Annotated in this window: 11 protein-coding genes; 4 read left to right on the top strand and 7 right to left on the bottom strand. The window is 65.1% G+C overall.

The window, feature by feature from the left end; translation table 11 throughout:
• Window positions 1-182 precede the first annotated feature (182 nt).
• Window positions 183-1,673: a hypothetical protein gene (locus XI09_RS39855; RefSeq protein ID WP_271571790.1), complete on the top strand. Its 1,491-nt coding sequence runs from the start codon at window positions 183-185 to the stop codon at window positions 1,671-1,673.
• A 6-nt stretch (window positions 1,674-1,679) separates the two neighbouring features.
• Here the strand turns inward: XI09_RS39855 and XI09_RS39850 are convergent, their stop codons facing one another.
• Window positions 1,680-2,981, bottom strand: coding sequence for an MFS transporter (locus tag XI09_RS39850; protein WP_271571789.1), 1,302 nt, complete (start codon window positions 2,979-2,981; stop codon window positions 1,680-1,682).
• 391 nt (window positions 2,982-3,372) lie between these two features.
• On the opposite strand from XI09_RS39850, the gene XI09_RS39845 reads away from it, so the two are divergent.
• The 3 genes from XI09_RS39845 to XI09_RS39835 are packed head-to-tail and all read left to right on the top strand — an operon-like array spanning window position 3,373 to window position 7,141.
• On the top strand, window positions 3,373-4,587 hold the full coding sequence (locus XI09_RS39845; protein WP_271571788.1) for an ABC transporter substrate-binding protein: 1,215 nt from the start codon (window positions 3,373-3,375) through the stop codon (window positions 4,585-4,587).
• Between the two features lie 7 nt (window positions 4,588-4,594).
• Window positions 4,595-6,328: an FAD-dependent oxidoreductase gene (locus tag XI09_RS39840; protein WP_271571787.1), complete on the top strand. Its 1,734-nt coding sequence runs from the start codon at window positions 4,595-4,597 to the stop codon at window positions 6,326-6,328.
• Between the two features lie 18 nt (window positions 6,329-6,346).
• Entirely contained in the window at window positions 6,347-7,141 is a 795-nt protein-coding gene (locus tag XI09_RS39835; RefSeq protein ID WP_271571786.1) for an IclR family transcriptional regulator, read from the top strand.
• Window positions 7,142-7,294: 153 nt separating this feature from the next.
• On the opposite strand, the gene XI09_RS39830 is transcribed toward XI09_RS39835, so the two are convergent.
• From XI09_RS39830 to XI09_RS39805, 6 genes are all read right to left on the bottom strand, one after another.
• On the bottom strand, window positions 7,295-8,077 hold the full coding sequence (locus XI09_RS39830) for an SDR family NAD(P)-dependent oxidoreductase (RefSeq protein ID WP_271571785.1): 783 nt from the start codon (window positions 8,075-8,077) through the stop codon (window positions 7,295-7,297).
• A gap of 58 nt (window positions 8,078-8,135) precedes the next feature.
• The gene (locus tag XI09_RS39825) at window positions 8,136-8,726 is read right to left on the bottom strand and encodes a thiamine pyrophosphate-dependent enzyme (protein ID WP_271571906.1); all 591 of its coding nucleotides are present in this window, start codon (window positions 8,724-8,726) and stop codon (window positions 8,136-8,138) included.
• A gap of 5 nt (window positions 8,727-8,731) precedes the next feature.
• Window positions 8,732-9,274 carry a thiamine pyrophosphate-binding protein gene (locus tag XI09_RS39820; RefSeq protein ID WP_271571784.1) on the bottom strand — a complete coding sequence of 181 codons (543 nt, stop codon included), beginning with the start codon at window positions 9,272-9,274 and terminating at the stop codon, window positions 8,732-8,734.
• A gap of 276 nt (window positions 9,275-9,550) precedes the next feature.
• Window positions 9,551-10,252: a GntR family transcriptional regulator gene (locus tag XI09_RS39815; RefSeq protein ID WP_271571783.1), complete on the bottom strand. Its 702-nt coding sequence runs from the start codon at window positions 10,250-10,252 to the stop codon at window positions 9,551-9,553.
• A 108-nt stretch (window positions 10,253-10,360) separates the two neighbouring features.
• Window positions 10,361-11,104: an aspartate/glutamate racemase family protein gene (locus XI09_RS39810; protein ID WP_271571782.1), complete on the bottom strand. Its 744-nt coding sequence runs from the start codon at window positions 11,102-11,104 to the stop codon at window positions 10,361-10,363.
• 9 nt (window positions 11,105-11,113) lie between these two features.
• Entirely contained in the window at window positions 11,114-12,379 is a 1,266-nt protein-coding gene (locus XI09_RS39805) for an NAD(P)/FAD-dependent oxidoreductase (protein ID WP_271571781.1), read from the bottom strand.
• Window position 12,380 lies beyond the last annotated feature (1 nt).

Raw genomic sequence — 12,380 nt, 5'->3', positions numbered from 1 at the left:
CAGTTGCGCGTGAGGCTATGGGCGGGATTTTGCGAAGTAAAATTGGAAGTAAAAATTCGCGATATAAGGGGGGCTAATGGTTCGGGCGGCTGCATTTGCTTTTGGCAGCACGCATAAGAAGGCGTCAGGACGTGCATACAAGACGGCGAACGCAACGCGGCGGACATTTTCATGCAGCACGTGTGACAGGGCTTGCGCTGCTCGCTGCCGGAACATCGTGCGCGGCGCACGCCGGCGCCGTGTCGATCGCACCTGCGGGGCTGCAAGCGATCGGTATCATCGATCCCCGCTTTCAGTCCTACAACATCGAGATGGTGGAGGTGACCGGCGGGAGGTTCTGGAAGCCTTATCCGCAAGCGATGCGCGCGCCGGCCGACAAGGATCGCTACAGCTACAGACCTCCAATCGATCTCGGAAACACGCGTCTGCGCAAGCTCGCGGTGGCGTTGTCGCCGGCGTATCTGCGCGTGAGCGGCACCTGGGCCAATGCGACGTTCTTCGCCGACACCGAGAGTGCGCCGGCCGCGCCGCCATCGGGATTCAACGCGGTGCTAAGCCGCGCACAGTGGCGCGGCGTCGTCGACTTTGCGCGCGCGGTCGATGCGGAGATCGTCACCTCCTTTGCCATCAGCCCGGGCAGCCGCGATGCGGATGGCCTCTGGAGGCCGGATCAGGCGCAACGCCTGATCGACTATACGCGTTCGCTGAGCGGCCACATCGCCGCCGCCGAATTCATGAACGAGCCGACGCTCGCGGCAACGAACGGTGCGCCGCCTGGATACGATGCGAAGGCTTATGTCCGCGATGTCGGGATCTTTCACGAGTGGATACTACGCGCCGGGCCGGAGACGCTGATCGTCGGGCCAGGCTCGGTCGGCGACACAGCTTCCGCCAGCGGGTCCGGCCTCCGCACGCGCGACCTGCTCGCCGGCTCAGGCTCCGGTGTCGATCGCTTCTCCTATCATCACTACAACACGATCTCGCCGCGCTGCGGCGGCCGCGATGAACCCGCACGCGCGCTGTCCGAAGAATGGCTCGCCCGAACCGATTCCGCGCTATCGACTTACAAATCGCTGCGCGACGAATTCGCGCCGGACAAGCCGATCTGGCTGACGGAAACCGCGGACGCCGCTTGCGGCGGCAACCGCTGGGACAAGACTTTCCTCGATACGTTCCGCTATCTCGACCAGCTCGGACGCCTTGCCAAGGCTGGCGTTCAGGTGGTGATGCACAACACGCTGGCTGCGAGCGATTACGGATTGCTGGACGAGAAGACGTTCCGCCCGCGGCCCAATTATTGGGGCGCGCTGCTCTGGCATCGGTTGATGGGTACGACGGTGCTCGACGCAGGCGCAGCGATGGCGCCCGGCCTCCATGTCTACGCGCACTGTCATCCGTCGATGCGCGGCGCCGTGACCGTGCTCGCGATCAATATCTCGCGCAGCGCAGCGCGCACGATCGTGTTGCCGCTGCCCGCCGAGCGCTACACCTTGCAGGCCGCAAGGCTGGAAGGTGAAACCGTGCAACTGAACGGCAAGACGCTCGCGCTGACCGACGAGGATGGGCTGCCGCACCTCGCCGGGCGCACTACCGCGGCCGGCGCAGTGCACCTTGCACCTGAGACCGTCACTTTCCTCGCCATTCCGGGCGCCGCGAACGCCGCCTGCCGATGACGGCGCTTAATATTTGAGCGCGTCGCGCGCCGTCTCCGGCGCCATCAGGGTCGCTATGATCGTGATGATCGACAGCGCGATGATGTAGACCGACACCGCCCAATAGGAGCCGGCCCATGCGAGCAGCGCGGTTGCAATCAACGGCGAGAAGCCGCCGCTGAGCGCGGCCGCGACGTTGGCACCAAGCGATGCGCCGCTGTAGCGCACCTGGGTGCGGAACAGCTCCGGCATGAACGCGGCCTTCGGCCCGAACAGCAGCGCATGCGTCAGCGTCATCGTGACGACGAGCGCGAACGTGATCAGCGCCGGATCCCTGGTATCGAGGAACCAGAACAGCGGAAACGCCAGCGCCACCGAGAACACACCGCCGGCGAGATACAGCGCCTTGCGGCCGAAGATGTCGGACAGCCAGCCCGCAAGCGGCAGCGTGGCGAATTCGACGATCGCGGCATAGACCACCGCATCCAGGATCACCTGGCGCGGTAGGCCGAGCTTTGTCGTGGCGTAGACCACGGTGAAGACGGTGAGGAGGTAGGCGAGCCCGACTTCCGAAACCGTGATGCCGACCGCCAGCAGGAAGCTGCGCCAGTCGCGGCGCAGCACTTCCCACACCGGCTGCGCCAGCACCTCCTTGCGCTCGACCACCTCCTTGAAATGCGGCGTCTCCGCAAGCTTGAGCCGCACGATAAAGCCGACGCCGACGAGCACAATGCTGATCAGGAACGGCACGCGCCAGCCCCAGCTCAGGAAGTCGGCCTCAGGCAGCTTCGTCATCAGGGCGAAGATGCCGGTGGACGCAGCAACGCCGACAGGAAAGCCGATCTGCACCAGGCTGCCGTAGAAGCCGCGGCGATTGCCGGCATGTTCGATCACCATGACGACCGCGCCGCTCCATTCGCCGCCGAGCCCGATGCCCTGGACGAAGCGCAGGATGATGAGCAGGATCGGCGCCCACACGCCGATCTGGCTGTAGGTCGGCAGGCAGCCGATGAGGAAGGTGCCGAGCCCCATCGCGATCATGGTCGCGACCAGCATGGTCTTGCGGCCGAGCCGGTCGCCATAATGCCCGATGATCGCGCCACCGATCGGCCGTGCCACGAAGCCGACCGCATAGGTCGAGAACGCCGCGAGCGTACCGACGAAGGGATCGAAGCTCGGAAAGAACAGCTTGTTCAGCACCAGCGCCGCCGCCGTGCCGTAGATCAGGAAGTCGTACCACTCGATCGCGGTGCCGAGCGCGCTCGCCCACACCACATGCGCCGTCGTCGATCTCTCCGTCGCGCCGGAGACCCCCGTTGCTGCCGTCATGCCATGCCCCAAAGATTCCTGGGCGGCATCATGGCCAATCACGATGGCGGTTGCAACCTGCGGGGGTGTTGCTGCCGGTGATGACCACAGCGGGAAATGGTGGCGCGCAACTGTTTCAGCACCGTCATTGCGAGGAGCTCGCGACAAAATTGCGTAGCAATTTTGCGCTGATGCGACGAAGCAATCCAGACTGTCTTCGCGGAGAAAGTCTGGATTGCTTCGCTGCGCTCGCAATGACGGGTTTTGAAGCAGTTGCGGTTCCCGTCGTCCGCCAGCACAGCGGAACTTTCTGGGCTTTAATTCGCCATTGACAAACTCATTCGCTAATATCTAACTTATCGCCAACTTATGACCTGCCGCGCCAAGCGGCCCATAAAGAGAGGGAACGACGATGAGAGGGTTCTTGGCCTGCGCCATGCTCGCGGCCATGATTTCGGCTGCCGTGACGTCAACCGCGACCGCGCAGGTCTCCGACGATGCGGTGCGGATCGGCGTGCTGACGGATCTGTCGAGCTGGGGCCGTGACAACAGCGGGCCGGGGTCGGTCGAAGCCGCGAAAATGGCGGTCGAGGAATTCGGGCCGACCGTGCTCGGCAAGCCGATCGAGATCATCAGCGCCGACCACCAGATGAAGACCGACGTCGGCGTGCAGATCGTGCGCGGCTGGTTCGACAACGGCAAGGTCGACGCCGTGGTCGACATCCCCAATTCCGGCATTGCGATCGCCGTCCACAACATGGTGCGCGAGCGGGGCAAGATCGCCCTGCTCTCCGGTCCCGGCGCGAGCTCGCTGACGGACGAGCTGTGCAGCCCGAACACCGTGCATTTCACGTACGACACTTACGCCCTGTCGAAGGTGACCGCCTCCGCCGTGATCAAGGAGGGTGGAAAATCCTGGTACTTCATCACCGCCGACTACGCCTTCGGCCAGCAGCTCGAGAAGGACGCCACGCGCTTCATCAACGAGATGGGCGGCAAGGTGCTTGGTGGCGTGAAGCACCCGACCAATACCGCGGACTTCTCGTCCTTCGCCCTCCAGGCACAGAGCTCGAAATCCGACGTCGTCGCCTTCGCCAACGCCGGCCAGGACACGGACAACGCCATCAAGCAGTCCGGCGAGTTCGGCCTGGTCCAGGGCGGCCAGAAGCTCGTCGGCCTGTTGATGTTCGACACCGACGTGCACGCAATCGGCCTCAAGGCCGCGCAGGGCACCTACATGACCACGGCCGCGTACTGGAACATGGACGAGGCAACCCGCTCCTGGTCGAAGAAGTTCTACGAGCGCACCAAGGTGATGCCGACCATGATCCACACCGGCGTCTACGGCTCGGTGCTGCATTACCTGAAAGGCATCAAGGCGGCCGGCACCGACGATCCCGCCAAGGTGATGGCCAGGATGCGCGAGCTGCCGATCGAGGATATCTTCGTCCATGGCGGCAAGTTGCGCGAGGACGGCCGCGTCATCCGCGACATGTATCTGGCCAAGGTGAAGTCGCCCGAGCAGTCCAAGGAACCCTGGGACTACCTGGAGATCATCAAGACGGTGAAGGGCGAGGACGCCTTCCGTCCGGTCTCCGAGTCCAAATGTCCGCTGCTGAAGAAGTGAGGCCCGCATGACCGACAACGAGCGCAACGCAGTTGAGACTTACGAGTGCGATGTGCTCGTCGCCGGATCGGGCGCCTCCGGCATGTCGGCCGCGATCACCGCGCGCTATCGCGGCCTCGACGTGCTGATCGTCGAGAAGGAGCCGCGTTTCGGTGGCACCACCGCCCGTTCCGGCGGCTGGCTCTGGATCCCCGGCACCTCGCTGGCGAAGGCCTACGGCATCGTGGAGACCCCGGAACAGGCCCGCACATATCTGCGGCACGAGGCCGGCAATAATTTCGACGCCGCGCGCGTCGATGCGTTCCTGAGCGCCGGTCCCGAGGCGGTGGATTTCTTCACCTCCAAGACCGCCCTGCGCTTCGACATGCCGCTGGTGTTCCCGGACTATCACGCCGAAGCGCCCGGCGGCACGCAAGGCGGCCGCTCCATGGTGACGCGCCCGTTCGACGGCCGCGAGCTCGGCGAGCAGATCAAGACCCTCGGCATGCCGCTGCCGGAGCTCACTGTGTTCGGCATGATGTTGGGCTCCGGCAAGGAGATCATCCATTTCATGCGGGTGACGAAATCGCTGGCCTCCGCGGTCTATGTCGCAAAGCGCCTGTCGCGGCATCTGATGGACGTGCTGCGCTACGGCCGCGGCATGACGCTGACCAATGGCAATGCGCTAGCGGGACGGCTGGCGAAATCAGCGCTCGATCTCAAGATTCCGATGTGGCTGTCTTCTCCCGTGCGCGAGCTGACGGTCGAGAGTGGCATTGTCACCGGCGCCGTCGTCACCCGCAACGGGCGAGATATACGCATTCGCGCAAGGCAAGGCGTCGTGCTCGCCTGCGGCGGCTTTCCGCATGACGTCGAACGCCGCAGGAAAATGTTTCCGCATGCGCCGACCGGCAACGAGCACTATTCGCCGGGCCCCACCGGCAACACCGGCGACGGCTTGCGCCTTGCGGAAAGCGCCGGCGGACACGTCGAGGACCGTCTGCCGAATGCCGCGGCCTGGGTCCCGGTGTCGCTCACCACGCGGAAGGACGGCTCAAAGGGCGTGATGCCGCATTTCATCGACCGCGCCAAGCCCGGCGTAATCGCGGTGATGCGCGACGGCAGGCGGTTTGCCAATGAAGGCAATTCCTACCACGACTTCGTCCAGGCCATGGTCAAGGCGGCGAAACCCGGCGAGGAGATCGCGGCGTACCTCGTCTGCGATCACAAGACGCTGCGGAAGTACGGCCTCGGCTGCGTGCCGCCCTTCCCGATGCCAACGGGCCGTCACCTCAAGACCGGCTACCTCATGCGCGGCGACACGCTCGAAGCGCTCGCGGCCAGAGCTGGCATCGATGCCACGACCTTCGCCGAGACCGTCAAGCAGTTCAACGCGACGGCGCCGCTGGGGCACGATGCCGCTTTCGGCAAGGGCTCGAAGGCCTACAACCGCTACCAGGGCGATGCGCTGCACGGCCCCAATCCTTGCGTGGCCCCGATCGAGAATGGCCCGTTCTACGCCATCAAGATGGTCATCGGCGACCTCGGCACCTATGCCGGCATCGTCACCGATGAGAACGCGCGCGCGCTCGACGCCGAAGGCCAGGTCATTCCCGGGCTCTACGCCGCCGGCAACGACATGGCGAGCATCATGGGCGGCAATTATCCCGGCGCCGGCATCACCCTTGGGCCGGCGCTGACCTTCGGCTACATTGCCGGCCGTCATCTTGCCGACAGCGCCGCCAAGCGCAACGCGGCGTAAGCATACGCCAGGAGGCGCATGAAGAGAGAAAGCCGCGGCATCCAATCGATCGAGGTCGGCGGAGAACTGCTTCGCGCCCTCGCCCGCAGCGGCGAGCCGATGATGCTGCGCGATCTCGCGCGCGAGGCCGGCATGACGCCGGCCAAGGCGCATCCCTATCTCGCCAGTTTCTCGCGCATCGGGCTGATCGAGCAGGACGAGACCACCGGCCGCTACGAGATCGGCGCGCTGGCGCTGGAGCTCGGCCTCATCAGCCTGCGCCGCCTCTCCGGCGTGCGCATCGCCGGACCGAAGATCGCGGCGCTTGCGAGCCAGATCGGCCACGCGGTCTCGCTGGCCGTCTGGGGCACGCATGGTCCGACCGTGGTGCAGCTCGAAGAGCCGGGCCAGCCGGTGCACATCGTGATGCGGGCCGGCTCGGTGATGGCGCTGCTGGAGACCGCGACCGGCCGCGCCTTTGCGGCCTTCCTGCCGGAGAAGACGATCAATGCCGCGCTCGAAAGCGGCCTCGACCGTCACGGCGTCGGCTACAATCCGAAGCGGGCGGTGAAAGGCGCGAAGGTCGCCGACATGCTCGCTGAAGTCCGCAAGCACGGCCTCGCCCGCGCGCTCGGCGATCCCCTGCCCGGCGTCAATGCGTTCTCGGCACCGGTGTTCGATCACGCCGGCCATGTCGCGCTGGTCATCACCGCGATGGGACCGGAAGGCACGTTCGATGCGCGCTGGGACAGCCCGATCGCGCATGCCTTGCGCGACTGCGCCGGCGCGATCTCGAAGCGGCTCGGCTACGGGATCACGGTTGCGGCGGAGTGAGGCCTCGCGGCCCGACACAAACACCGCTGTCATGCCCCGCGAAGGCGGGGCATCCAGTACGCCGCGGCCTATCGATTCAATCACGACCGTCTCGGAGTACTGGATCGCCCGCCTTCGCGGGCGATGACAGCCAGTGTGAGGCGACTTCGCCCCCTACTTCTCCTTCACCGGCACCGTGTAGTTCAGGATCAGCCGGCCGCCATCCGGATAGATCGTCTGCCCCGTGATATAGGACGCATCGTCGCTGGCGAGGAACGCAACGACGGAGGCAACCTCGCTCGGCTCACCGCCGCGGCCGGCTGGCGTGCGTGACATCACGGTCTTGCGGGCATCCTCTGAGGTGTAGATGGAAGACGCCACCATGTCGGTCAGGATGGTGCCCGGCCCGACCGCCACGACGCGGATGTTGTGCGGGGCCAGCGCGACGGCAGCAACGGAAGTAAGCTGCTTCATGCCGCCCTTGGAGATGGCATAGGTCGCAAGCGTCGGGATCGCCAGCAGCGCATTGACCGAGGACATGTTGATGATGACCCCGCCGCCGCTGCCTTGCGCGATCATCTGCTTCGCCGCCGCTTGCACGCCGAAGAACGCGCCTTTCAGATTGATGGCGATGATGTCGTCAAAATCCTGCTCGGAGATATCAAGGATGTTCTGGTTGCGGGCGACGCCGGCATTGTTGACCATGATGTCGAGCCGCCCGAACTCTTTCACGGCGGTCGCAACGAGCTGGTCGACATCGGCACGCTTGGCGACGTCGCCGGGGACGGTGCGCAAGGCATCCGGCCGCCCAAGCTCGGCACCCGTCGCGGCGAGACCCTCGGCATCGACGTCCGAGATGACGACCTTGACGCCGTCGTCCAGGAGTCTCTTTGCGCAGGCCTTGCCGATGCCGCGCGCCGCGCCGGTGATGGCGGCGACCTTGCCGGATAGTTTCATCGTCTCACTCCAGAGTAGCTGCTTAGGCAGCAGGCTATCGCCGGATGAGATACCCGGCTCAGGCCGCTGCAAATCCGAGATGAGCACGGAACCGGTTCTTGATAAAGACGGCATCGCGCGAGGGCAGCGAGCGCGGCGGATTTTCCGCCAGAACCTTGATGACGAAGAGCCGAGGCCCCTCGCCCGGGGCAGCGATCTGCGCTGCGAGACGTTCCACCTCGGCGATCGTCCGCGCGATTCCGGTCGCGGCAAATCCGCAGGCCGTGGCAATCGCGGTGAGATCGACGCCGCGCCCGGTATGGCTTGCCTGCATCCCGGTCTCGCCGAAATGCTGATTGTCGATCACCACGATGTCGAGATTGCGCGGACGCGCGACGCCGATGGTGGCGAGACCGCCGAGGCCCATCAATTGCTCGCCGTCCCCGGTCAAGGCGAGGACGCGCGTGCCGGGCTGCGCCTGCGCCAGTCCAAGCCCGATCAGCGCGGCGCCGCCCATGGCGCCCCAGAGATAGAAATTGCCGTCGTGGTCGCCGACGGAATGAAGATCATAGGTCGGGGAGCCAAGGCCGGCGACGACCAGCGTGTCCTTGCGGTTCCTAAGAAGCGCGGCGACGGCGGCACGGCGATCGAGTTGAGACATATTGGACATCGACATCACCACTTCTTCTTGCCGATCAGGCGCTGCCCGATCAGCACTGCGATCTGCTGGTCGGCTTCATAGGCAAGCGCTGCGGCCGATTCGACCGTCTCGACCAGATCTTCCGGCGTCTCTGCGCGCATCACCTTCAGGCCGATCGCCTCCAGCGAGGGCTGCGTCGCCCGGCTCATCGGCACCTGCCAGGGATTGAACTCGGCCCATTCGCCGCGCATCGTCACCAGCATCAGGAGCGGAAAGCGGCCGATCGCCGAGAGCGAGAGCATGTTGATGCAATTTCCGACCCCGCTCGACTGCATCAGCAGCACGCTGCGCTGGCCGCCGAGCCAGGCGCCCGCGGCAATGGCGATGCCCTCCTCTTCCGTCGTCAGCACGTTGGTGGTGACGTCGCGGTCGGCCGAGAACAGGCGGATGAGCTGACTGTGGCCGGCATCCGGCACATAGGACATCTGCCTGACGTCAGCGGCCTTCAGAACGCGATAGAGCTCGCTCGGCCAGTCGTCGCTCGAGCGCGTTTCAAGATTGGGTTGAGGGCTGTGCACCGCGAGGTCTCCGTGAGATTCGGAAGGACGCTAGCGATATTCGCGCGCGAAGGCTCTGACCGTCTGGCACGATCAGATATCGAGGGATTGTATAGCTGCCGAGCCGCGAGCCACCGCCAGTCTCGACAGCGTCATGGCCGGGCTCGTCCCGGCCATCCACGCCTTGTCGCGCGGCACAAAGAACGTGGATGCCCGGGACAAGCCCGGGCATGACGACCTCTTGCAAATGTTCAAATACGATGACCCTGCCGCAAGCGGGGCGAGGTGAAGAGAACTTCAATTCGCCGCCGACCTCGCGGCCGGCATGTAGATCTGCGCGTAGCCTTCCTTGATCGCGGACGTGATGCGGTCGAGGCGGCGGTCGATGTGCTTCTCCAGCACGGAGACGCAAGCCTCTTCATTGCGCGCCTTCAATCCTTCGACGACGGCGCGGTGCTCGGCCTGCGTGTTGGAGCGGTTGGCGCGGTCCATGTCGATCCAGCGCACGAAGCGGATGCGGGCGTTGACGTTGCGCAAGACGCGCAGCATCTCGGCGTTGTTCGACATCGCCATCAGCCGCTCGTGAAAGGTCTCATCCAGCTCGACCAGCTCGACCGAGGAACGCTCGCCGGGATCAGGACCGGTCGCTTCGAGGAATTTCAAGAGCGCGTCGATGTCTTCATCTTTGGCACGCTTGACAGCGAGGCGGACCGAGGCGACCTCGATCGACTTGCGCAGCTCGTAGAGATCGAAGATCTCGTGCGCGTCGAGCTCGCGGCAGAAGAAGCCCTTGCCCGGCGTGAAGCGCAGGAAGCCTTCGGTGTTGAGACGGTTGAGCGCCTCGCGCAGCGGCGTACGGCTGACGCCGAGACGTTTTGCCAGCTCGCCTTCGTTGAGTCGTTCGCCCGGCTTGAACTCGTAGCTCACGGCCATCGCCTTGAGCTGTTCATAGACGCGATCGACGATACTATCGGAAGCCAGTTCCACGGTGCTCTTCATCAGCTGCATTCATGCCCGAACACAGCCCAATATACCGGGGCTGTGAAGATGATTGCAATGCAAAGGACAGCTTGGCAGCGTTTGTTCAGAGCTTTGCGACACCCGGAATCAGGCAAAGACGCGCGGGCGCAGTCCAGCATGAAACCAGGTGATCATGGAATAGATATCATAGACCGGCAGCCCGACCTCGGCCTGCAAGGCTGCCGCATAGGGCGGCATGTTGGTGCATTCGAGCACGATCGCCCCAACGTCGGGGTTCTTTGCGACGAGCAGCTTGCCCGCCTCGACCACGTCGCGCTCGGCCAAGCCGACGTCCATGTCGTCCTTCTCGGCCTTGATCAGGACGCGGAAGAATTCCTTGCCGTTCTCGGTGCCGACCAGCGGCGTGTCGAGCGGCACGCCGGCGCCTTCGAGATGGGCCGGCGTCAGGGTCGAGCCCGACACCGTGACGAGGCCGACGCGCTTGCCGGGCGGCAAGGTCGCCTGCACCCACGGCACCTGCATCAGCGATGAGGTGGCAACCGGCACGCCGACGGCCGCCGCGATCTCTCTCTGAAACAGCGAGAGGAAACCGCAATTGGTGGTGATGGCTTCCGCACCAAGCCGCACCAGATCCTTCGCCGCATCGATGAAGTCAGGCAGCAGGCCGGCCGCGCCCTTCAGCACCACCTTCTCCGGCGAGGCGCCGCTCACCACGCGATAGAGCACGGGGAATGGCCAGGTCGTGCCGTTGCCCATGTCGCCGGGAATGCGGGGAAAGCGCGCTTCCAGCATCAGGATGCCGAGCGGCGCGCCGTAGATGGCCTTGCCGCCACGGGCGATGCGGGAGGACGAGCTGGCAGAAGTGGTCATGGTGCGACCTCAGAGGAAGCGGGTGGGCGAAAACGGCGCGAGCGGAATCTCGGGCTGCTTGCCGCTCAGAAGCTGGGCGACGAGACGGCCGGTGCGGGCCGAACCGACCAGACCGACATGGCCGTGGCCGAAAGCATAGACGATGTCGCGCGAGACGCGCGCGTAACCGATGCAGGGACGTCCGTCCGGCATGCTGGGCCGATGACCGAACCAGGTCTTGATGCGCGAGGCCGGAATGTCCTTTGGCAGCTTTGGGAACATGCTGAAGAGATGATCGCGCAAGATCTCGGCGCGCTTCCAGTTCGGCGCGGCCTCGAGGCCGGCGATCTCGACGGTGCCGGCGGCACGCAGGCCCTTGTCGGTCCAGTTCACCACCATCTTGGCATCCGATGCCATCATCGAGCTGCGCGGACCCGATTCCGGATTCTCGATCATGACGTGATAACCGCGCTCGGTTTCGAGCGGCAGCGGATCGCCGACGGACGCGGTGATCTGCTTCGATCGGGCGCCGGCGGCGACCACCGCAGCATCGCAGGCAATCTCACCAGTCTCGGTGAGAACAGCGACGAGCTTGTCGCCGGAAAGCTTCAGCCCCGTCGCCTTGGCGCGCACGAGCTTCGCACCATTTGCCAGCGCGTGATTGGCCAGCGCAGCAACGTAAGCGCCGGGATCGCGGCAGCGGCCGGCCTCTTCTACCACCACGCCAAAGGTGTAGCGCGGATGCAGGTCCGGCTCGCGTTGCCGCATCTCGTCGGCATTGAGCTCCAGCCACTCGACGCCAACGCGCTTGCGCAGGCGCCAGCCGAGATCGTTGTCAAAGTTGCCGCGCGACGGGAAGACATGCATCACGCCGTTGCGCTCGACCAGTTCGCCGACACCGGCTTCTTCCGCAAGCTTCCGGTGCAGCAGCGGTGCATCCTTCAGGAGATCGCGCAGCGCGAAGGCGGTCTTCTCGACGCGCGCTTCGGTCCAGCCCGAGAGCAGGTACTTGATCAGCCAGGGCAAGGCCTTCGGCAAGTACGACCAGCGGATCGCGAGCGGGCCGAGCGGGTCCATCAGATAGCCCGGCACCTTCTTCCAGATGCCAGGCTCGGCCGGCGGGATCACCGAATGCGAGGAGAGCCAGCCGGCATTGCCGTAGCTCGCCGCCTGTTCGCCACCGGGCTCGCCCGCGTCGATCAACGTGACGCGGTGGCCCTCGCGCAGCGCCTCGATGGCGCTGATCACGCCGACCGCGCCGGCTCCGATGATGGCGACGTGACGGCCTTCGGGCATC

It is taken from the genome of Bradyrhizobium sp. CCBAU 11386 (assembly GCF_028128955.1).
Taxonomy (GTDB): Bacteria; Pseudomonadota; Alphaproteobacteria; order Rhizobiales; family Xanthobacteraceae; genus Bradyrhizobium.
Note: the sequence above shows the minus strand (reverse complement) of the source record. Positions and strands in the feature narration are given on the sequence as shown.

Excerpts from the sequence above, each read along its gene's own strand:
- XI09_RS39850 (WP_271571789.1), bottom strand. The coding sequence starts at position 2,981 with ATGACGGCAGCAACGGGGGTCTCCGGCGCGACGGAGAGATCGACGACG.
- XI09_RS39845 (WP_271571788.1), top strand. The coding sequence starts at position 3,373 with ATGAGAGGGTTCTTGGCCTGCGCCATGCTCGCGGCCATGATTTCGGCT.
- XI09_RS39840 (WP_271571787.1), top strand. The coding sequence starts at position 4,595 with ATGACCGACAACGAGCGCAACGCAGTTGAGACTTACGAGTGCGATGTG.
- XI09_RS39835 (WP_271571786.1), top strand. The coding sequence starts at position 6,347 with ATGAAGAGAGAAAGCCGCGGCATCCAATCGATCGAGGTCGGCGGAGAA.
- XI09_RS39830 (WP_271571785.1), bottom strand. The coding sequence starts at position 8,077 with ATGAAACTATCCGGCAAGGTCGCCGCCATCACCGGCGCGGCGCGCGGC.
- XI09_RS39825 (WP_271571906.1), bottom strand. The coding sequence starts at position 8,726 with ATGTCCAATATGTCTCAACTCGATCGCCGTGCCGCCGTCGCCGCGCTT.
- XI09_RS39815 (WP_271571783.1), bottom strand. The coding sequence starts at position 10,252 with ATGAAGAGCACCGTGGAACTGGCTTCCGATAGTATCGTCGATCGCGTC.
- XI09_RS39810 (WP_271571782.1), bottom strand. The coding sequence starts at position 11,104 with ATGACCACTTCTGCCAGCTCGTCCTCCCGCATCGCCCGTGGCGGCAAG.
- XI09_RS39805 (WP_271571781.1), bottom strand. The coding sequence starts at position 12,379 with ATGCCCGAAGGCCGTCACGTCGCCATCATCGGAGCCGGCGCGGTCGGC.